General features: G+C 39.2%; 23 protein-coding genes, 1 tRNA gene and 2 riboswitches. Of the genes, 14 read left to right on the forward strand and 10 right to left on the reverse strand.

Translation table 11 applies throughout. The annotated features are described in order from the left end of the window. Positions 1-10 precede the first annotated feature (10 nt). The 6 genes from thiM to AC6UD6_RS00750 form a co-directional block, all read right to left on the reverse strand. Complete coding sequence (gene thiM / locus AC6UD6_RS00725) at positions 11-802, reverse strand: hydroxyethylthiazole kinase (protein WP_500695270.1); 792 nt, start codon at positions 800-802, stop codon at positions 11-13. Between the two features lie 4 nt (positions 803-806). Beyond that, positions 807-1,445, reverse strand: coding sequence for a thiamine phosphate synthase (thiE, locus tag AC6UD6_RS00730; protein WP_500695271.1), 639 nt, complete (start codon positions 1,443-1,445; stop codon positions 807-809). A 5-nt stretch (positions 1,446-1,450) separates the two neighbouring features. Beyond that, on the reverse strand, positions 1,451-2,257 hold the full coding sequence (gene thiD, locus AC6UD6_RS00735) for a bifunctional hydroxymethylpyrimidine kinase/phosphomethylpyrimidine kinase (protein ID WP_500695272.1): 807 nt from the start codon (positions 2,255-2,257) through the stop codon (positions 1,451-1,453). A gap of 19 nt (positions 2,258-2,276) precedes the next feature. Continuing rightward, entirely contained in the window at positions 2,277-2,915 is a 639-nt protein-coding gene (locus AC6UD6_RS00740) for a TenA family protein (protein ID WP_500695273.1), read from the reverse strand. A 67-nt stretch (positions 2,916-2,982) separates the two neighbouring features. After that, a riboswitch (TPP riboswitch) is annotated at positions 2,983-3,073 on the reverse strand. A 45-nt stretch (positions 3,074-3,118) separates the two neighbouring features. Then, positions 3,119-3,682 (reverse strand): cysteine hydrolase family protein, encoded by a 564-nt coding sequence (locus AC6UD6_RS00745; RefSeq protein ID WP_500695275.1) that lies wholly within the window; start codon positions 3,680-3,682, stop codon positions 3,119-3,121. Positions 3,683-3,697: 15 nt separating this feature from the next. Continuing rightward, complete coding sequence (locus AC6UD6_RS00750; RefSeq protein WP_500695276.1) at positions 3,698-4,366, reverse strand: SDR family NAD(P)-dependent oxidoreductase; 669 nt, start codon at positions 4,364-4,366, stop codon at positions 3,698-3,700. 224 nt (positions 4,367-4,590) lie between these two features. Between AC6UD6_RS00750 and AC6UD6_RS00755 the strand changes: the two genes are divergently transcribed. Both AC6UD6_RS00755 and AC6UD6_RS00760 read left to right on the forward strand, forming a co-directional pair. Then, the gene (locus tag AC6UD6_RS00755; protein WP_500695277.1) at positions 4,591-5,136 is read left to right on the forward strand and encodes a hypothetical protein; all 546 of its coding nucleotides are present in this window, start codon (positions 4,591-4,593) and stop codon (positions 5,134-5,136) included. 4 nt (positions 5,137-5,140) lie between these two features. After that, positions 5,141-5,656 (forward strand): DUF5067 domain-containing protein, encoded by a 516-nt coding sequence (locus AC6UD6_RS00760; protein WP_500695278.1) that lies wholly within the window; start codon positions 5,141-5,143, stop codon positions 5,654-5,656. 152 nt (positions 5,657-5,808) lie between these two features. Here the strand turns inward: AC6UD6_RS00760 and AC6UD6_RS00765 are convergent. The 3 genes from AC6UD6_RS00765 to AC6UD6_RS00775 all read right to left on the reverse strand — a co-directional run bounded on the left by AC6UD6_RS00765 (position 5,809) and on the right by AC6UD6_RS00775 (position 6,931). Beyond that, positions 5,809-5,880: transfer RNA gene (locus AC6UD6_RS00765), tRNA-Arg, on the reverse strand. A 46-nt stretch (positions 5,881-5,926) separates the two neighbouring features. Then, complete coding sequence (locus AC6UD6_RS00770; RefSeq protein ID WP_500695279.1) at positions 5,927-6,253, reverse strand: hypothetical protein; 327 nt, start codon at positions 6,251-6,253, stop codon at positions 5,927-5,929. 57 nt (positions 6,254-6,310) lie between these two features. Beyond that, positions 6,311-6,931, reverse strand: a complete 621-nt coding sequence (locus AC6UD6_RS00775) for an LVIS_2131 family protein (protein WP_500695281.1) — start codon at positions 6,929-6,931, stop codon at positions 6,311-6,313. A gap of 83 nt (positions 6,932-7,014) precedes the next feature. Beyond that, a riboswitch (TPP riboswitch) is annotated at positions 7,015-7,104 on the forward strand. Between the two features lie 63 nt (positions 7,105-7,167). Here AC6UD6_RS00775 and AC6UD6_RS00780 point away from each other — a divergent pair. The 3 genes from AC6UD6_RS00780 to AC6UD6_RS00790 all read left to right on the forward strand — a co-directional run bounded on the left by AC6UD6_RS00780 (position 7,168) and on the right by AC6UD6_RS00790 (position 9,434). Then, positions 7,168-8,532 (forward strand): ATP-binding cassette domain-containing protein, encoded by a 1,365-nt coding sequence (locus tag AC6UD6_RS00780; protein ID WP_500695283.1) that lies wholly within the window; start codon positions 7,168-7,170, stop codon positions 8,530-8,532. Beyond that, on the forward strand, positions 8,522-9,166 hold the full coding sequence (locus tag AC6UD6_RS00785) for an energy-coupling factor transporter transmembrane component T family protein (protein WP_500693477.1): 645 nt from the start codon (positions 8,522-8,524) through the stop codon (positions 9,164-9,166). The genes AC6UD6_RS00780 and AC6UD6_RS00785 overlap by 11 nt, the downstream gene beginning before the upstream one ends. 70 nt (positions 9,167-9,236) lie before the next feature. Beyond that, positions 9,237-9,434 (forward strand): LBP_cg2779 family protein, encoded by a 198-nt coding sequence (locus tag AC6UD6_RS00790; protein WP_500693476.1) that lies wholly within the window; start codon positions 9,237-9,239, stop codon positions 9,432-9,434. Between the two features lie 32 nt (positions 9,435-9,466). On the opposite strand, the gene AC6UD6_RS00795 is transcribed toward AC6UD6_RS00790, so the two are convergent. Continuing rightward, positions 9,467-10,624: a hypothetical protein gene (locus AC6UD6_RS00795; RefSeq protein WP_500695284.1), complete on the reverse strand. Its 1,158-nt coding sequence runs from the start codon at positions 10,622-10,624 to the stop codon at positions 9,467-9,469. 165 nt (positions 10,625-10,789) lie between these two features. On the opposite strand from AC6UD6_RS00795, the gene AC6UD6_RS00800 reads away from it, so the two are divergent. The 9 genes from AC6UD6_RS00800 to AC6UD6_RS00840 all read left to right on the forward strand — a co-directional run bounded on the left by AC6UD6_RS00800 (position 10,790) and on the right by AC6UD6_RS00840 (position 19,421). Next, positions 10,790-11,134, forward strand: a complete 345-nt coding sequence (locus AC6UD6_RS00800) for a hypothetical protein (protein WP_500693474.1) — start codon at positions 10,790-10,792, stop codon at positions 11,132-11,134. Positions 11,135-11,182: 48 nt separating this feature from the next. After that, positions 11,183-13,561, forward strand: coding sequence for a helicase C-terminal domain-containing protein (locus AC6UD6_RS00805; protein ID WP_500695510.1), 2,379 nt, complete (start codon positions 11,183-11,185; stop codon positions 13,559-13,561). Next, positions 13,548-14,045, forward strand: coding sequence for a GNAT family N-acetyltransferase (locus tag AC6UD6_RS00810; protein WP_500695286.1), 498 nt, complete (start codon positions 13,548-13,550; stop codon positions 14,043-14,045). The genes AC6UD6_RS00805 and AC6UD6_RS00810 overlap by 14 nt, the downstream gene beginning before the upstream one ends. A gap of 84 nt (positions 14,046-14,129) precedes the next feature. After that, a complete protein-coding gene (locus AC6UD6_RS00815; protein WP_500695288.1) occupies positions 14,130-14,654 on the forward strand; it encodes a Fur family transcriptional regulator in 525 nt (174 codons plus the stop codon). Positions 14,655-14,812: 158 nt separating this feature from the next. Beyond that, positions 14,813-15,502: a VIT1/CCC1 transporter family protein gene (locus tag AC6UD6_RS00820; protein WP_500695290.1), complete on the forward strand. Its 690-nt coding sequence runs from the start codon at positions 14,813-14,815 to the stop codon at positions 15,500-15,502. 11 nt (positions 15,503-15,513) lie between these two features. Continuing rightward, positions 15,514-16,218 carry a VIT1/CCC1 transporter family protein gene (locus tag AC6UD6_RS00825; RefSeq protein ID WP_500693470.1) on the forward strand — a complete coding sequence of 235 codons (705 nt, stop codon included), beginning with the start codon at positions 15,514-15,516 and terminating at the stop codon, positions 16,216-16,218. 205 nt (positions 16,219-16,423) lie between these two features. Further along, positions 16,424-17,635 carry a quaternary amine ABC transporter ATP-binding protein gene (locus AC6UD6_RS00830; protein WP_500695291.1) on the forward strand — a complete coding sequence of 404 codons (1,212 nt, stop codon included), beginning with the start codon at positions 16,424-16,426 and terminating at the stop codon, positions 17,633-17,635. Continuing rightward, positions 17,632-18,513: an ABC transporter permease gene (locus tag AC6UD6_RS00835; RefSeq protein ID WP_500693468.1), complete on the forward strand. Its 882-nt coding sequence runs from the start codon at positions 17,632-17,634 to the stop codon at positions 18,511-18,513. Before AC6UD6_RS00830 ends, AC6UD6_RS00835 begins: the two co-directional genes overlap by 4 nt. Beyond that, on the forward strand, positions 18,513-19,421 hold the full coding sequence (locus tag AC6UD6_RS00840) for a glycine betaine ABC transporter substrate-binding protein (RefSeq protein ID WP_500693467.1): 909 nt from the start codon (positions 18,513-18,515) through the stop codon (positions 19,419-19,421). The genes AC6UD6_RS00835 and AC6UD6_RS00840 overlap by 1 nt, the downstream gene beginning before the upstream one ends. Positions 19,422-19,426: the final 5 nt, after the last annotated feature.

Consider the following 19,426-nt stretch of genomic DNA (forward strand, 5'->3'; position numbering starts at 1 on the left):
TCGCTTTTTTCTAATCATCGCTTTTTTCAATTTTAATTGTATCGGAAAGATGATAGTCATCCAGTCGGTACAAATTATTGAAGAATTCGACTTCAAATGACGCCGACTCATCCGGATATTTTTGCTCCGCCAGTTCACCAGCAATGCCAACCATAGCCGTCCCTAGTGCAATTTCATGAACACTTTGATGGTGAGCGGCAACCACGCCAATGACACCATCTAAAACATCTCCAGATCCAACGTTGATTGCTAATTCATGACTGCCGTTGTGGACCACATACGTTTCCCTTCCATTCGAAATTACGTCGTCAACTCCTGAAATGACAACCGTGGAATGAAATTGTTCGGCCGCCATTTTAGCAACCTGAACGCGATCACCATTACCATCAGCAGCATCAATTCCACGACTGCCCCAGTCAATTCCGGCAATAAAGGCAATCTCACCAACGTTGCCACGCAAGACATCAATATTAATTTCACTACTAATCTTCTTAAAAACTTCCGTTCTTAATTCTGAGGCACTCACAGCAACTGGATCAACCACCACCGGCAAACGACGATTATTAGCTGCTTGACCAGCAATTATATCTAATTTAATACTATCATCGTTCATCGTCCCCAGGTTTAGGACCAAACTGTTAGCAATTGCCACCAAGTCATGACCCTCATTTGAAGAGTCACACATAATTGGTGAGCCACCAACATAACTAATTGCATCCGCTACTTTCTGTGGGGTCACCATGTTAGGAATGTCCAAAACAACGGGATTTTCCCTTCTAATTTCTTCTAAAATCGACGTCATACTATCATTTCCTCTCTAGTTTGCTAATTGTCTTTTCAACGTTAGTGCTGTCCATAATTGCTGATATTACCGCAATTCCAGCGTTTGAAACCTGATAAATTGACTGACAGTTACTTGCATTAATTCCACCAATCGCAACTACCGGTAAAGAGACCTGTCTTTGCAGCTGAACTAAACCGGAAACGCCAATTGGTGATTCAGCATCTGCCTTACTAGTAGTCGGAAAAATCGGTCCAATTCCCAAATAATCGATGCCAGTGAGGGGTTTACTACGCTCTAATTCTTCTTTGGTACTGATCGACAATCCAACTATCATTTCTGGATTATCATGAATCACCTTTTGCACGCTTTCATCACTTTGACCAACGTGAATTCCGTCCGCATTAATTTGATTAGCCAAATCCACGTCATCGTCCACAATTAGTGGAGTATGATGTTTAGTGGTTAAATGACGAAGTTTCTTTCCCATCTCAATCCTTTTCAAACCCGTAAGTGAACCTAGACCCTTTTCACGGTACTGAAAAGCTGTAACACCAGCATCTAAAGCTTGGTCAATGTGATCCAAAAATTCAGTTTCAGAACCAGCAAAATTTTGGGTACCCGCCACCAGGTATATTTGCAGCATTTTTTTATTAAATTGCATATTTATTACTCCCACATTCCGTGATTTAGGGGCCCGTGTCCATGACCAATAATCAACGGTTCTCTGATAATCTTATCCAGATAATCTTTCCCAAAGCGAATGGCAGTTTCCATACTTTCACCACGCGCTAAAGCCGCGACAATTGCTGAAGAAAGCGTGTCTCCCGTGCCATGAGTCCGAACCGTATTCACCCGTTCGGCGGTCAACCAAAAATCAGATCCATCCTTTAAAAGAACACAGTCCTTTACGATCTTATCGGTACCATGTCCGCCTTTAATCATGACGTTTTTGGCACCAGCAATTTGAATTTTTCGTGCTGCCCTTTTGATTGCTTCACCGGAAGTAATGGACTGATTCGTAATTTTTTCCGCTTCAGGTAAGTTTGGTGTTACTAAATCGGCCAATGGGATCAGTTCGTTAATCAAGGTTTTAATGGCGCCGGCTTCAAGTAGCACTGACCCTCCCTTGGCTACCATAACAGGGTCAACAACAATTTGACCTAACTTGTACTTTTTAATGTTATCTGCCACTAAATGAACGTGTTCTTCGTCAAACAAAGCTCCGGTCTTAGTTGCTTTAATATCAAAATCATCACAAACGGAAGCAAACTGCTCATCAATAATTTTTTTCGGAAGTGGATACGTATCCTGAACACCAATGGTGTTTTGTGCCGTCACTCCCACTACCACGTTGGTGCTAAACACCTGACAGGCCTGCATCGTTTTAATATCAGCTTCCATCCCTGCTCCACCACCAGAATCAGTCCCAGCAATTGTTAGTGCTTCTGGATATTGATTTATTTCACTACTCATAGTTCCCTCCTAAAAAGTTCTAAGCGTTATACATTTTGTTCCAAAAATCCAATTCATAATGACAACTATTCTGAAAAACTTGATTTGCGGTGGCCCTTTCGTTTGGATGAATTTCTGCCTGGAGATCAATAAAAGCAAAAATTTGTTTTACCTCATCTGCATCAGCGTAGAATTTGATCCAGTCACTAAATGGATTATTAATAAGGTTGGTTTTATTTAGTTCAGTAGCAACTACATAGTAAGTCCAAATACACGGTGCGAGCACGCTCAATCCAACTAGAATGGACTTAGTGCTCACGGCTTCACGCATACTTTCAACGTAATCCTTGGTAACGTTGAACATGCGGGTATCTTGAAGCTCATCATCAGTCACTTTTGCAATTTTTAACATGACCTCGTGCGGTGTGCTTTCGTTTTTAATCCCGGCAACGCAACCTGCCAAAAATCTTTTCAAATTCACATCACTTGTTTCAGTCTGAATTTGTTGAAACTGTTTAACGTAACCGTCTAAATACATTTCATCTTGTTGAACGTAGTTAATTAGCGCCTCTTCTGGTACTTTACCGCTTTTAATTCCCCTAACATAATCACAATTCATGATTTGATTCATTATTGTTGTCGCATTACTTATCAATTCATCGGTAAATTTATTTGTCATCAACTACTCACATCTCCTACACAAAAAGGCTCCTCATCATTGATGAGGAGCCTTCAATTATATTCTTAATTAAAGATCGCACGATTCCTTTCGCAGGTATTAACCAGTTCAAGTTCAATGGGTATAGTCTCAGCCACTTGGCACCCCCTCATACAGCTATTCAATTAAACTCATTATATGCTTTAAAATTTGGCATGACAATCCTAATCGACTACTTTAGCACCCAAGACGGTCTTGAAATGATTCATCGCAAACTTCTGACCCAAATCAGAAAAGGTTGCCACCCCACTTTTATGAATAACCAAGTTATAAGCAAGGTTATATCCAGCAATTGCGGTGTGCAAGACACAAATGTCGGTGCAGACACCCACCAGATGGAGAGTTTTAACGTTTCGTTCTCTCAATCTAAGATCCAGATCGGTGCCAGCAAACGCACTGTATCTAGTCTTATCCATTTGCCAAACGTTATCTAACTTTTGGTTCTTATCAAACCACTTTCCGACGTTTCCATACAACTGACGACCCCAAGTTCCCCGTACGTTGTGAGTTGGATACAACTTTGTTTCAGGACTATATGGATCATCCTTTTTATGAACATCAGTGGGAAAAATAACAAATTGACCATCATTTTTGAATTTTTCAGCCAAGTCGCTAATTGACTGGTCGAGATCTTGAGCTGGCTTCCCGGCGGTCAAAGATCCCTGATCATCAACAAAGTCATTGGTGTAATCAATAATTAAAAGCGCACTTCTTTCTTTATCAGCCATTTTTAATCTTCTTTCTTAAAAATCTGACGGCTTCTCGGGATATTTAATTTCTTTTTCAGAGCGATCTTGAGCAGCCTTTACGTATACCTTGGCAACGTTGTCAGGCTGCATTTCTTCACTACTACCGGATAGTCCTTGAATGGTAATCAAACCGACGTAAATATTATCATCTTGAACCGCATCATGAAGTGAAAAGGCGTAATCACTTAAGGCTGCTTTAGTGGCTGCCAAAGTGACATTCCCCTTGGTAGGATGAAAGGCAGCTCCACCACCAGTAATCAGAATGTTCCGGTTTTCCTTTTGATCGTCTGAAAGGCCAACAAATTGGCGAGTTGTCGTAATGGCACCAAAAACGTTGGTATTGTACATTTTCTTAATCTGGTCTAATGGTAATGAGAATGGTGTATCTAAAGTCTTATCACCCACGTTATAAACCATGGTTTGAGGAATCCCGTATGCCATTTTAATCTTACTAAACACGTTGGTTACCTGAGCTGGATCGGTAACATCAGCAGCAATAAAATCAGCTTTAATCCCTTCTTGATTCAAATCTTTAACAAACTGCTTTAACTGAGCAGCATCTCTGGCCACCATAATCGGTGTCTTGCCAGCTTCACCAAACTTTTTGGCAATTGAAAAGCCAAATCCTTTTCCAACTCCAAAAATTACTACACTTTCACTCATAAAATTCCCTCCTAAAGTTGATTCAATAAAAGTTTACCACCATTTGAGGAAACAAACCTTTTTAATGTTTGTGCTTAGTTTTAAAGCTTCTTTTAATAATCTTAACGAAATGTTAACATATTATACATGTTACAAATTAGAATAATTAGAATAATATGTACAAAAGTCCAAATACTGATGACTATAAAAGCTGAATACTTAAATTCTTTATAGGAGGTTTCTTTATGAAACTAAAATTAAACGTTTGGATAGGAATTGACGATATTATAAATGCAATTGTACTATTTTGTGCAATGTTCCTAATAATTGGCAGTTCTTTCGCAGATGCATTTGGTGGTACACAATCTCTTGGAACTACTGCAGTTATACTTAATCTTTTTGCAGTAATAGGACTAATTCTACATATCGTCCAATTACAGCAAAATCGTCGCTGGGGTAATTCAATTGTCTCCCCAATACTAGGAATTATTGGAAATGCAATTTATTTCGTTACACCACTTCTCTCAATTGTTTCTGTAGTTCTTTTAATCATTTCAGCAGTATTTGCTTTCATGCAAAAAATTGTTAAGCCTACACAAACCCCATTAAGAAAAGTCTGGTATAAAGTTTGGTGGGAATATGTAGCAATTATTATATCTATCATCGCATTCTTTTTAGTGTCTAAAGCACAGACAGGATCTGATGATCATGCCTCAAATAACGTAAACCAACATATTAGTAAAGAAATCAATAAAAACACAAACGCGACCATCTCTAAAAAGCAAAAATAATAATTTGATTCATTTTGATGGGGATAAAATCGTCACTCCTAAGGGTGTCGTACAAGTAATTAAAGAAGCAACTGGGGACACTACTGATGGAAAAACTGGAGTTATTTTTATGTATAAAATTACTAATAACTCAAACCAACCATTATCACCAAACCAGATTTTAGAAGATAATCAAATTAATGTATATCAGTCACTAAACGATTCAAAAAAACCTGCTGATTCAAGTCAAGCACTTGATTTTAATTCCCTGATGAATTCCAGCGATGATAATGCTAACAACATCACTGAATCAATTGATAACGATAACGATAATTGGAGTAAAACTAAGATTAACCCTCATAAAAGCATAACAATGAGTGATGGAAATGTCTGGAAAGTCCAAGATGACAAAACTCCATTAATTTTGTCCGTTGGTGATAGCATTCAAAATGTTGATAGTAGTAAAATTAATAAGAACAAAAACTCTTATACAATTCCATCATCACTAGAAAAGATTTCAATTAATCAATGGAATGGGTGATCATTTAAACACAAAAGGAGCCCCACTACTAAAAGTAGTGAGGCTCCTTTGCGACTTAATCTCCGTTAACTAAGTATACCAGTTTTAATAATTTTGTCAGCCCTTACATTTGCTTTCTATAAGTGTTTTGAAAATACCTGATAAGCAATATATGCGCCCCCCGAGAGTCGAACTCGGATCATGAGGACCGAAATCTCATGTGCTATCCATTACACTAAGGGCGCTTAACAAATACTATGCTATCGATAAACACAGTAAATTGCAAGTAAATTATTCATTTGCGACCTTATTTGCGCTTGCCTCAAGGTCTAACTCTAACTTTAGCGAATTGTCCTTAAAGTCGTCAATTAAACTTTGTCCTTTAGAAACGTATTTTCCAACCGTTTTCCCAGTGATGCTAACAAATTCAATTGTCTTATCATCAACCACTTTTACAGAGTCATAATGGCCTTCTTCCGCCGCATCTAGATAGGCTTGAGCTAATTCCTCGACGTTATCAAGGATCAGCTCATCCAGTGTAATCGTTTTGCCCTCTTTTTTTAGTTCGTCTAACAAATTTTTAATTTCATCCATTGTCTCTGGAATTTTTTCACTCATTTTAAACACCTCAATTTAAACAAAACCACCGATACGTGCTTATCGGTGGTTAGTTAATTATTTTTCTTTTTGCACAAATGTCTTGTTTGGAACTCTGATTAAGATGAATTGGTTAGCATCCTTACCAGCATGCATCCCCAAACCGTTCCAAAAGTTTCCTTTGTATCTCAGGGTAACCACCTTGGCCCACGCATTTTGAAAATGCTCGTCATTTAACTTGATGTTTTTATGCTTCAACTTGTAACTACGGCCAGTGACTTCAGCGTTTCCACGCGTAGTAACTACCTGAGCATTCGTACTTGGCAGTTGATACTTAATGTTCTTTAGCCAGAACGAATACTGCTGGATCGGTCCTCTATTACCTTCAACCTTTACGTAGTAGGAGCCATTCTTATCACTTTGAATAATCAATGGTTCGACTTGAGACGTCGTAATCACGTTTCGATTATTGGTTTTAGTAATATTTCTGAAGAAAGTCGTATATACCATCAAAGTCAGCAGCAAAACAAAAAAAACAATTTCGCCAATTGATATCAAAAAATTACGCCATTCAAAAGTTTTTTTATCCTCGATAATCATCTTAATTCGTCGTGATCGAATATTTTTAATCATAAAGATCAACACGATTAACACAACTATCCATGCAACTACACCTATAAGATTCCACCATGAATTCATGAAAGTATCCTCCGCTTCATTTTCCTATCTTCCCTATTCTAATTGAAAATTGATTTTTATGCCATCTTTGATATACTAAGTTTAATTAAACATAGGGGTGCCGAGTGGCTGAGATTATACCCGTTGAACCTGACTTGGACAATGCCAGCGCAGGGAAGATAAGATTGAGCTTAGATACATCAGCTGGACGTTCTCGCACTCGCGCTTGAAACGTCTTTTTTTATGGAGAATAATCAATGATAACAATTAAAAATCTATCATTTTCATATCCTGAGCAGGATAAAATTCTAAATCAGGTCAATTTAAATTTTGAACCAAATAGCATCAATCTCCTGTTTGGTCCCACTGGTAGTGGAAAAACCACCCTCTTAAAACTAATTGCTCAATTGTATCCAAAATATAGCAAAGGCCAACTAACCGGAAAAATTGACATGGATGAAAAACCAGCCATGTTATTTCAGGATCCAAACCATCAGTTTGCGATGAAGACCGTCAAAGAAGAACTCATTTTTGCCCTTGGCAACCTTCACGTTGACCCTGTTAAAATGCCCAACCGGATTGACTCTGCTTTAAAGTTTTGTGGTATTAGTGAACTTAAAAATCGGGCCATTACCACCTTGTCGGGTGGCGAAAAGCAAAAAGTTGCCTTAGCCGTGACAGTTGCGATGAAACGTCCCGTCCTTTTACTGGACGAACCATTTAGTAACGTTGATGTTGATAGCAAAAAAGACATCATCGAACGTCTAATCCAGTTAAAGAAAAAAAGTAATCGGACCATCATTATCTCTGACCACAATCTTTCTGACTATCTCGACGTGGCTGATCATTTCTTTAACGTCCAAGCTGGCTTTGTTCAAGCGGTTCCAGCTGATCAGATTAAAGATGAACTTGCAAACGACCCTAAAGAAGAGATCCACTACAAGATTATGTCAGATAACGATCCCGTGATTAATTTATTAAATTTTTCCATGACGAACGGTAATCAAAATCTGATTGAACCAGAAAACATTGACCTGTATCCCGGAATCACTTACCTAAATGGGAAGAATGGAAGTGGAAAGTCCACCTTCTTTAAGGCGCTGTCTCGCCTCCATTCGTACAACGGGGTCGTCAAAATTATGAATCATAACATTAAAAAATCATCCCTTCCCTCTCTCATGAAGTCCGAAAACCTGATTTTTCAAAATTCAGAAGACCAATTTTTAACCATCACGCTTAAAGACGAACTGACTCTAGCCAAGAAAAATGCCATCACCAAACAATGGACTGATGACCGAATTAGCGACCTCTTAAAGGCCCTACATCTTGATAATCTCTTGAATCGGGTTGTCTATTCACTAAGTGGTGGGCAAAAGAAGAAACTCCAGATCGTGATTATGTTGATTCGGGATGCGCCCATCCTCATGCTTGACGAACCATTCGCTGGTCTTGACCAAAAATCAACCGTCATTATTTCGCGGATCCTTGAGAACGAGGCTAAGAACGGGAAAACCATTATTTTTGCTTCCCATCAACGAACCGACCTCGTCGAAAATGCTGATTTCTTTATTGAACTTGCCAATCATCGATTAACTTACAAGGAGGATGTTCATGAATCCTAGTCTAAAATTCGTTTTGGTATTGATCATTGCCCTAGAAGTTTCTTTCACTACCAGTATCGTTGGTAACAGTGTGCTAATCGTCTGTGGACTCGCCTATCTCATAGTGAAACACGTAAACTTCAAGCATCTTTTGTGGATCCTTCTGATTGCCTTCATTCCTGCGGTCGGGTTACTGATATCCCAGATTTTATACGCTAAAAGCACGCACGCGGGAATCCTATTATTTACTCGGATCTACGTTTACATCGTCTATGGAGCGGCCTTCACGTTAACCACTAAATTATACGAACTGGTTAATTCGCTAGAGCAAAATCTCCGGCTCCCAAGTAAATTTGTTTATGGGGCAATGGCGGCTTTCAACCTTCTACCAGAAATTCAAACCGAAGTTAATAAGATTAAAACTGCTAGTTTGATGCGGGGAGTTAAATTACACTGGTGGTCACCGACCCTATACTTTAAAGCCATTTTATCAGCAATTCGCTGGTCGGAAAACTTAGCACAAGGAATGGAATCACATGGTTTTGTCGAAGGTCAGCCCCGAACTTTTTATCAGACCATTAAAATCACAAAGGTGGACTGGCTCGTCTTTGTTTTTAACGTCATCTTACTTCAAGTAGTTCTGCTTCTGCTCTAGTATTCTTTGTCTCAAATAAATAAATTAATGTATAATAGAGTCAAGTAAGCGAAGTAGAGGAGGAAGCAAAATGAAAATTGGAGAAGAATTTAGTCAGGTAGCAACCGATCTAATTAAATTCCAAGAAAAACATGACATCCCTGACAACCAAATGGCCGTTGACCTACACATGACGGTGGAGAGATTTCATGCCATCAAGAGTATGCAAATTCAGCCTACTCAGGATGAAGTAAAAATAATTAAGCAGTTTATTGTTCATAACAAATAAAAACGATGACTTTTATAAGAGCCATCGTTTTTTTATCCGATTTGTTGCTCAATTAGATATGAGTCAAGGTAACCAAAAGCAATTTCGTCAATATCTCCAAGATTAATGAGTTGATTATTCACAACGAATAATTTCGCTTTGTCAACGATTTGAACTGTTATCTGACCATGCTCGTACTTCACGGGAAATCCGAGGTAAGATTGGCCGTCATTCATTTTTATTCTAACCACCCGTTGAAATTTGATGGCCATTTGAATCGTGGCTTCAAATAGATTAATCGTCGAATCAAAACTTCGATCATTATTTAACACGGGTTGAACGAAGACCCCATTAGCCGAATTGATGGACACGAAGTGATTAATTAGCCGCAAATAATCACTTTTAATCACTAATTTATCAATCTCATCAATCTTAATGAGTTCATATCCACCAAATCGTCCCATCATATCAACCAACGAAAACATAACGGAATCAGAATTAACCGCTTTCACCTGACCAATGAAAAACAAATCAGAATGAATCTTCGGTATCATCACAATTCTTCTCCCTGTTTCCATGGCCGAGTACAAGTTGGCTTCAATGGCTAATTGTCCGTCGATGACTTTCGGGGCAATGTGTTTGGCAAATAAAACTGACTTAGAATCCGTTAATAACTTTAACTCGGTTCCAAGAAACTCAACCGAACGAACCAACGGTTTAATGATGGTCTTATGGGTCACATTTTCGTTGTCGAATTTATCAACAACGGAAAGGGAAAATTCAAAGTCCGACAATGAATTAATGAACCCTTCAACGGAATTGCCGTCTTGAGTTACCACCATCACCGCTTGTTGGTCGACAAATGAATTGCCCAAAATCTGGGTCAACAGATCATTTTTAGAATTAAGCTTCATTACTTCCTGCTTAGTTCCGTTCAGTTTTAATTGACGAGACATTCGGATACGTCCCTCCATCTTGGTGAGGTCCTCACTTTGAAAGTCAATATCATCGATATCTCCGTAAACAACGTAGACCAGTCCGTTAGCAAGCCCGTAATCATCGTACGTGATCAAAATTGCACCGGCAGCATCAAGGGCAACGACCACGCCAGTATAGAAGACCGTTGTATTTTGCTGGGTCAAATTTACCAATAAATTGTTATTCATCGAATACTTCAAGTCCTTAACAACTTGATTAACTGAATTATCCAAACAATCACCCGCTTCTCTAATAACATCAGTTTAATCTTATCACATGTATGGATTCGACCAAGTTTAGTGCGCTTATCATAACATAAATTTTGCGTTCTTTTTAAGCTTTCACTTTCTATTTTCATTTATTGGGCGAATGCTTTAAACTAATAGTGAGGTGAAAATATGTCGAAGAAGAAAATAGAACGTAAACAACGCCAAAACATCATCATTGATATGAATGATTTTATCATAAAATATGCCGCTACAATGTTAGGTGAAAACAAAACTAATCTAGCTCAGCAAGTCTATGAAGCCGGTAAAAACGACGTCAAAGGATTAGATAAATTATTTAACGATGCTGGCTACGGACGAAGAGAACAATACGAAGACATTGCTGAAGGATATGTTTGCAACTTCTATCACGTAATGCCTGATCAAACAAAAACTGAGGTTGATCGGCTAACCAAAGAGGCAATGAATTACTTAGGGTCTCATGCAAACGAGTTCAATCGTTGGCGTGAAGAATAAAACAACTTCGTTTGAAGTTGTTTTTTTATTGAAAAAAAGGAGGTGGAAATAGTGAATAAAGTTGGAGTCAGAGATCTCGTTGAATTTTTACTTCGAAGCGGAGATCTAAATAGTAGTCTTAGTAGTCTGAACACGGCTCAAGCTGGCACTAAAATCCACCGGAAAATTCAAAAAAATCGTCCTAGTAATTATGAAAAGGAGTACTACCTAGAAAAAGAAGTCCAGGTTAATCAGACTGATTTTCTGGTTCATGGTCGTGCCGATGGTGTCATCATGAGTGATAAATCAGCCACAATCGAAGAAATCAAAACCTCTGACATTGAGTTTAACGATATTCCAAAAAACAAAATGATTCTTTACTGGGGACAAGTACAGGCTTATGCCTATTTACTAATGACGGAACATCCCTCAATCAAATCAGTCACCATGCGGCTGACGTACGTCCAGACCCCTGAAGAAGAAATTACACAAAAGGAACGTTCCATTACATACGAAGATTCCAAACGTTTCTTTGACAACTTAATTCACGAATTTGGGGAATGGCTTGAACTTAAAGACCAGTTAAATGAAGAAAAAAGAATCACCGCCAAAAAAGTTCAATTTCCCTTCCCAACGTATCGAAGGGGTCAACATGAACTGGCAGCTGCGGTATATAAGACCGTCGCTTCTAACCGCCACCTGTTTGCAGAAGCTCCAACTGGAACTGGTAAAACCATCTCAACCCTCTTTCCTACCATCAAAGCCATGGGAAATGACCTTATCTCCAAGGTGTTTTACTTAACGGCTAAACAAAGTACTCGACGAGTTGCTGAAGACGCCATTAATCTCATGAGTAATCATGGATTACGACTTCGAAGCATTACCCTTACCGCTAAGGACAAGATTACGTTTGATGATGAACGTGACAAATCACCAGAGGATAATCCCTATATGATTGGCTACTATGATCGCTTAAAACCAGCCCTAAAGGATATTTTAAAAAATAATCACCAGATCACGCGTGACGTGGTAGAAAAGTACGCAAAAAAATACACACTTGATCCCTTTGAATTCTCGCTTGATATCAGCCTTTTTTGTGACGTTATCATTGGTGACTACAATTACTTATTTGATCCACAGGTCCACCTTCAACGCTTCTTTGAGGTGCAAGACTATCAGAATTTTTACCTGATTGATGAGGCCCATAACCTAGTCGATCGTTCCCGTGACATGTACTCAACCGAAATATCATCTGAACCATTAGAAAAAGTTATCAAGCTTCTATCAAAAAACAAGGAACAAAACGCAAAGGTCTTAACCAAGTTACGATCACTCAAACGTCAATTTAATGCAATTGCCAAACCACTAAAGGAGGATCATCAATCAGAAGTATCAATCGATGATCCACTGGATAAATTTACAAAAGCAGTCACTAACGTAGTCAAGGTCCTCCGGAAATGGATCGCAAAACAAGACGACGGTGATGACCTGGACTTGGTGCTTGATTTTTTCTTTCAGTGTACGGGATACCTCAAAATCAACGAGTACTATGGTCCAAATTACAAAACGAGAATCCTCATCAATGGTAAGAATACGACTGTTCGTCTCTTCTGTATGGATCCAAGTCACAATCTAGCCGAGACCCTTAACCTTGGTGGCGGAGCAGTGTTGTTTTCGGCCACCCTCTCACCGATGAACTACTATGCCAAGGTTCTCGGTGACGAAGACAATAGTTTGAAGTATCAACTGCCCTCCCCGTTTCCAAAAGCAAATCAGAATATCATCATCACTTCTTACATCAATACTACGTTTCAAAAACGTGACCAAAGCATCCCTAAGATTGTTGATACCGTCAACAAAATGATCAGCGGAAAAGCCGGCAACTACCTGATCTTTGTTCCATCGGGGGTGTACCTAGAAAAAATCTACGATGAATTTAACAGGCAACACCCCACGGTTAAAACAATCAAGCAAGAAGCCGGCATGAACGAAGCAGCGCGTTCCAGCTTTATCAATCAATTCAATCAGCCAAACGACCATCCTGTTGTCGGATTTGCCCTTCTTGGTGGCATCTTTTCGGAGGGAATTGACCTGGTTGGTGCTAAATTAATTGGGGTTGGGATTGTTGGGGTTGGACTTCCAGGACTTAACCCAGAAACCAACCTGATTCGGGACTACTTTGATGCCGAAAATGGTCACGGATTTGAATATGCCTATCAGCTACCGGGCTTAAACAACGTTTTTCAGGCTGCCGGACGTCTCATCCGTGGTAAGCATGATCAGGGAATCGTTGTATTAATGGATCAAAGATTTACCCAGAAAAGGTACACAAACCTTTATCCTCAACAATGGAAAAATTATCAGATTGCTCACAACCCTCATGAACTCGAGCATGACATCAAACAATTTTGGAATAATATAAAGGAGAAAAACCATGACGAAACTTGAAAGTTACCACCCAATTTTTACCGCTCACCTTGAAATGGATTGGCTGACTACCATGAATCTTGGCGAAATAACCTCACTCTTAAATGGTCGCACAATTGCCAATGTTCGCCTGGATGGTGAGTATAACCCCACTAGAACAGCCGATCTAGTTAATCTTGACATGCGTAAAATCATGAAATCTCAGGCTCTGATTTGGGGAGTGTTGGACAAAAACACTCATACTCTACTCGGAATCTTTGCCATCAGTAATTTAGACAATAACCAACCCCAGTTTTACTTTATCTTTGAGGTCGGAATTGCTCCGGATCTAATTTCCGAATTATTAAATCACATGATTAAGTTTACTTTTCAAGAATTAAAACAGCCAAACATCTCTATTCTATTAAATAATAATCAGCATAATCTTATAGGTATAATAAAAAGATTAGGTTTCTCTCAAGTAGGCCGATCCCCGAAATCCGCTAGATTTCAATTATTTCAGTGATTTCAGTTGAATTGTGTTCCATAAGCTACTAGAATGATTATTGAAATAAAAGAGTAACATTATAATGTATGGGAGTGCATATTTATGAATGAAAAAGAGAAGAAAGAAGCGTATGGGAAAGCCATGGACATTCTTAAAAGTAACAATGTCCGAATTACCCCGCAACGACAAATTATTTTAAAGTACCTTATCGATCACAATAACCATCCTTCAGTTGAGACCATCTTCCATTTTTTGGAAGAAACCTTTCCCAACCTAAGTATGGCAACTGTTTACAATAACTTACGTTTATTTAAAAAGCTTAGAATCGTGATTGAATTGCCAAATCCAGATGGTGGATATCGCTATGACTTTTACAGTCATCCCCATTTTCACGCCATTTGTGATACCTGTGGAAAAATTATTGATATTGATGATCCAAAGTTCAAGCAAATTGATAAAGACTTACAGGACGCAACCAAACAGGTTGGATTTGATCCATCAGTTTCAAACGTTGAAGTTCATGGAATTTGTAAAGAATGTCAAGCAAAGGAAAAGGACCAACAGAATCAAAACAAGAGCAACAACCAAAAAGTTGTTGAAATGTCCAAAACTTCATCAAAGGACTAATTAAAAAACTAATTTTATTTCAAAAATCGATCACCATGACATTTGTTCATGGTGCTTTTTTTATGCCTAATTTCTCTTTCGTGTTTACTATGTCAAGTTATTGCGGTAAAATAGTAGTTGAGCTAGATTATAATCATTATAAACTGGAGGAGTCAGTTATGTCAAAAATGAAAACATCGCTTGCCCAGAAAATCAACGTTTTGCGGGCTAGTGTTATGGGTGCCAATGATGGGATCCTATCGGTTGCTGGAATTGTCCTAGGGGTCGCTGGTGCATCAACTAGTAATTGGGCAATTCTAATTTCAGGTTTAGCGGGAATGCTTGCCGGAACGGTATCCATGACGATGGGAGAATACGTCTCGGTTAACACCCAGAAGGATTCACAACGTCAGGCAATTGATCTCGTTAAACAAGGCCTTAAAAATCATTATGATGACGAGTTTAACTTCGTTAAAAATAAGTACCTTAAAACCGGAATGGCAAACGCCTTGGCCGAACGAGCCACTTCCGAAATGATGCAAAAGGATCCCCTCACTACCGTGGTTCGTGAAAAATATTCATTTGATCGAAATGATTTCACTAATCCTTATGCCGCTGCCATCGCATCAATGATCTCGTTTCCAACTGGATCAATTCTTCCCCTGATAACTATTTTCGTTGCACCAGCGCAATATCGCGTGCTTGGAACCTACATTGCCATCGTCTTGGCACTTTCAATCACCGGATACGTTGCTGCCATTCTTGGAAACGCTAACCGGACTAAATCACTAATACGAAACGTCATTTCGGGATTAGTAACCATGACCGTTGCCTATCTTGTTGGTCGTTTAGTCGGATTAGCATTTTAGGAGGTAAGCAGATGCGTCTTCATTTAAAGAAACAACTAAAAGATAATAACGACAATACCATGGATGAGAAATTGAACAATCTCCGTGCTGGCGTTCTCGGATCAAATGATGGAATTCTCACCGTCGTTGGAGTTCTTTTTTCAGTTGCCGTAGCTACTACGAATCCCCTCACTATTTTCATTGCCGGACTATCGGATCTGCTTGCCTGTGCCTTTTCAATGGCAGGAGGAGAATATGCTTCGGTAAGTTCCCAACGTGACACTGAGGAAGCGGCCGTTAAAACCGAAAGCAAGCTTTTAAAAACCAATTTCGATGATGAAATGGCAAGTGTCGTTCAATTTTACATGAGCCGTGGGGTTAGTAAAGAAACGGCAACTAAAATTGCAAAGGATCTATTATCAAAAAAACCGCTTGAAACGGTAGTGAGCGTCAAATATGACCTTCAGTTAGGGAAATATCTAAGTCCGTGGAGTGCCGCTTTCTCGTCGCTGTGTTCTGCTGCACTTGGTGGAATTCTCCCACTACTTGCCATGACGCTGCTTCCCGTCGGACTTCAGTGGCCTGGAACCATCATAGCTGTCATCATTGCTGTAGCTATCACCGGATTCTTAAGTGCCGAACTTGGGAATGGTCTGGTGAAGATTGCGGTAATTAGAAACGTCATCGTGGGAATCATTACCATGATCATTCACTATGGGATCGGACAATTCTTCTAACACATTTCTCATCTTTTAACATTAATTTTAAAATAAAATTACATTACGAGAACCTACATCAGAGTAAGGACATAGAACCCGTAAAAACCGGTGTGCCGCGCTTTATAAATGGTAGAAAAGTTGACATATACGGTTGTACTTGTTAAGTTGGTTAATGTAGATATTTTTACTTTAATTGTCAGTGTTAATCGAAAGGAGGAGTTCTGTGGCTCAAAATAATAATGAAAAAATCAAAGTTGATCACATCACTAAAATCTTTGGTCCTCATATTAAAAAAGCACAAGAACTTTTATCTAAGGGAGAAGATAAGGCTCAAATTCTTGAAGAAACTGGTAGTACCGTTGGAGTTGATAATGCTAACTTCTCAATTAAAAACAACGAAATTTTCGTTATCATGGGACTATCTGGTTCGGGTAAGTCAACCATGTTAAGAATGTTTAATCGCTTGATTGACCCTACTTCTGGATCCATCTACTTAGATGGGGAAGACATCATGAAGTTTGATAAGAAACAATTACTTAACCTCCGTCGTAAAAAAATGAGTATGGTATTTCAAGGTTTTGGCTTACTTCCTAACCGTACCATCCTTGAAAATGCTGCTTTTGGACTTGAAGTTCAAGACGTTGACAAAGAAGAACGTGAAAAAAAGGCCCATGAATCACTAGAGATGGTGGGTCTTCACGGATACGACGATAGTTATCCAACTGAACTATCTGGTGGAATGCAACAGCGAGTCGGTTTAGCTCGTGCCATTACCAATGATCCTGATATTCTCTTGATGGACGAAGCTTTCTCAGCTCTTGACCCATTGAATCGGCGGGAAATGCAGAATGAATTATTGGAACTACAACGGAAGTTGCATAAGACCATTATCTTTATCAGTCATGACCTAAATGAAGCACTAAGAGTTGGTGATCGGATCATGATGATGCACGATGGCGACGTCATTCAAGTTGATACACCAGAAGACTTACTTGATCATCCTAAAAATGATTACGTTAAGAAATTCATCGAAAACGTTGATCGTTCTAAGATTCTTACCGCATACAACGTCATGGTTAAGCCAAATACAGTTAATATCGAAAAAGACGGTCCTAAGTTAGCCCTTCGTCGGATGAAGGAAGACCAAATCTCAAGTATCTTTGTTGTTGATTCACAAGACCACTTCGTTGGAATTGTCGACGCTGATGATGTCAACGAAATGATTGATAAACACGAAAAAGATCTTCACATCGCATTAAAAACAAATGTTCCAACTACTGCTCCAAGTACACCAATCGGTGACTTGTTCAATGCCATCTCTAAATCACCAATCCCATACGCGGTGGTTGATGACGAAAAACATCTGAAGGGTATTATTTTAAGAAGTGCCGTTCTTGATGCCATGGCTACGAAGAAAGGAGGAGATAACCAATGAATAGTTTGTTATCTATCGCTAGCATTGGTGCAATTCCGATTGCCAAGTGGGTCAATGACTTTTTTGCTTGGTTAACTGGATTTGCTGGTTTCTTTAATGCAATTACGCTTTTCTTAAATACCGTTATGAACGGAATCCAATGGGTTTTTGACATTATCCCAATTTGGTTGTTTATTGTCATTATCCTACTTGGAACATGGTTCTTATTTCGCAAAACAAAGCACTGGGGCTTCATGCTCTTTGAACTTCTTGGCTTCCTTTTAATCTGGAACCAAGGATACTGGCGGGACATGACTCAAACTTTGGACTTGGTTCTGACAACCTGTCTTTTAATCGTCATCATTGGAGTTCCACTTGGAACCTGGATGGCCAAAAGTAAGATTGTGGAAACCATTGTGAGTCCAATCATGTCATTTCTTCAAACCATGCCAGCCTTCGTTTACTTGATCCCTGCCGTTGCTTTATTCGGAATCGGTCAAGTTCCTGGTGTATTTGCTTCCGTAATCTTCTCAATTCCACCAATCGTCAACATGACCAACCTTGGAATTAGACAAGTCCCAAGTGAATACCTTGAAGTATCAGAATCATTTGGTTGTACCGCATGGCAAAAACTCTTCAAAGTTCAGTTCCCACTAGCAAAACCAACCGTTATGTCAGGGATTAACCAGGGAATCATGCTTGCCCTCTCAATGGTAGTTATTGCTTCAATGATCGGGACAATGGGGCTTGGAGAAGCCGTTTACTTTGCCGTTGGTAGAAATGATGTGGGTACTGGTTTTGCAGCTGGTATCGCAATCGTTATTCTTGCCATTGTTCTTGATAAAATCAGTAAAGGCCTTGGTGGTGCCAATAAAGCTGATGCAAGAGCAAATAAATAATGAATAAAAAATTTACAAAATGGATTCTAGGAATCACTTCCGCGTTACTCTTAGCGGTAACTCTAACCGCATGTAGTGTAAATCCACCAAAGTACAATCCCAACGCTAAAGTTGGACCACAAGTTAACTACACAATAACCGGAATTGATTCCGGAGCCGGAATCATGTCATCAACCACCAAGGCGTTAAACACCTATGGACTTAAGAAGGAAAAATGGCAACTTCAGGCTAGTTCTACTGCTGCCATGCTTTCATCTCTTGATAAAGCGCTCAAGTACAAACAACCAATCGTAATTACTGGTTGGACCCCGCACTGGATGTTTCAAAAGTATCCCATCAAGTTCTTAAAAGATCCAAAGAACGCTTATGGTAAGGGTGAACACATTCAAACTATCATCCACAAGGGATTTGAAAAGAAAAATCCTGGAGCAACAAAACTTCTCAGACAATTCCACTGGAACGACGAATTAATGAGTGAAGTCATGTTTAAGATTGATAAGGGTGAAAATGCTGAAAAAGCCTCAAAAGAATTCATCAATAAACACCCCGAACTAGTTAAACAGTGGCTTAACGGTGTTCCTGAGGGACACGGTCAACCCGTTAAACTGGTCCTCGTTTCCTGGGATTCTGAATTGTCATCATCCAACGTGGTTGCTCAACTGCTACGGATGAAGGGTTATAAACCAACCCTTTCAGCAATGGAAGCTCAACCAATGTGGACGGCCCTTTCAACTGGATCGGCCGACGCTTCAACTGCTGGTTGGTTGCCAACAACGATGGCACCGATGTACAAGAAGTACAAAAACAACGTTGAAATCGTTGGTACCAGTATTGACAAAGCTAAAGTTGGCTTAGCTGTTCCGAAGTACATGAAGAACGTTAACTCAATTGAAGACCTAAAAAAATAAATAAT

This window comes from Fructilactobacillus sp. X8R2C1 (assembly GCF_059900955.1).

What these genes read in the sequence shown, in the direction of transcription:
- thiM (WP_500695270.1), bottom strand. Translation starts at nt 802, where the DNA reads ATGACGTCGATTTTAGAAGAAATTAGAAGGGAAAATCCCGTTGTTTTG.
- thiE (WP_500695271.1), bottom strand. Translation starts at nt 1,445, where the DNA reads ATGCAATTTAATAAAAAAATGCTGCAAATATACCTGGTGGCGGGTACC.
- thiD (WP_500695272.1), bottom strand. Translation starts at nt 2,257, where the DNA reads ATGAGTAGTGAAATAAATCAATATCCAGAAGCACTAACAATTGCTGGG.
- AC6UD6_RS00740 (WP_500695273.1), bottom strand. Translation starts at nt 2,915, where the DNA reads ATGACAAATAAATTTACCGATGAATTGATAAGTAATGCGACAACAATA.
- AC6UD6_RS00745 (WP_500695275.1), bottom strand. Translation starts at nt 3,682, where the DNA reads ATGGCTGATAAAGAAAGAAGTGCGCTTTTAATTATTGATTACACCAAT.
- AC6UD6_RS00750 (WP_500695276.1), bottom strand. Translation starts at nt 4,366, where the DNA reads ATGAGTGAAAGTGTAGTAATTTTTGGAGTTGGAAAAGGATTTGGCTTT.
- AC6UD6_RS00755 (WP_500695277.1), top strand. Translation starts at nt 4,591, where the DNA reads ATGAAACTAAAATTAAACGTTTGGATAGGAATTGACGATATTATAAAT.
- AC6UD6_RS00770 (WP_500695279.1), bottom strand. Translation starts at nt 6,253, where the DNA reads ATGAGTGAAAAAATTCCAGAGACAATGGATGAAATTAAAAATTTGTTA.
- AC6UD6_RS00775 (WP_500695281.1), bottom strand. Translation starts at nt 6,931, where the DNA reads ATGAATTCATGGTGGAATCTTATAGGTGTAGTTGCATGGATAGTTGTG.
- AC6UD6_RS00780 (WP_500695283.1), top strand. Translation starts at nt 7,168, where the DNA reads ATGATAACAATTAAAAATCTATCATTTTCATATCCTGAGCAGGATAAA.
- AC6UD6_RS00785 (WP_500693477.1), top strand. Translation starts at nt 8,522, where the DNA reads ATGAATCCTAGTCTAAAATTCGTTTTGGTATTGATCATTGCCCTAGAA.
- AC6UD6_RS00790 (WP_500693476.1), top strand. Translation starts at nt 9,237, where the DNA reads ATGAAAATTGGAGAAGAATTTAGTCAGGTAGCAACCGATCTAATTAAA.
- AC6UD6_RS00800 (WP_500693474.1), top strand. Translation starts at nt 10,790, where the DNA reads ATGTCGAAGAAGAAAATAGAACGTAAACAACGCCAAAACATCATCATT.
- AC6UD6_RS00810 (WP_500695286.1), top strand. Translation starts at nt 13,548, where the DNA reads ATGACGAAACTTGAAAGTTACCACCCAATTTTTACCGCTCACCTTGAA.
- AC6UD6_RS00815 (WP_500695288.1), top strand. Translation starts at nt 14,130, where the DNA reads ATGAATGAAAAAGAGAAGAAAGAAGCGTATGGGAAAGCCATGGACATT.
- AC6UD6_RS00820 (WP_500695290.1), top strand. Translation starts at nt 14,813, where the DNA reads ATGTCAAAAATGAAAACATCGCTTGCCCAGAAAATCAACGTTTTGCGG.
- AC6UD6_RS00825 (WP_500693470.1), top strand. Translation starts at nt 15,514, where the DNA reads ATGCGTCTTCATTTAAAGAAACAACTAAAAGATAATAACGACAATACC.
- AC6UD6_RS00835 (WP_500693468.1), top strand. Translation starts at nt 17,632, where the DNA reads ATGAATAGTTTGTTATCTATCGCTAGCATTGGTGCAATTCCGATTGCC.
- AC6UD6_RS00840 (WP_500693467.1), top strand. Translation starts at nt 18,513, where the DNA reads ATGAATAAAAAATTTACAAAATGGATTCTAGGAATCACTTCCGCGTTA.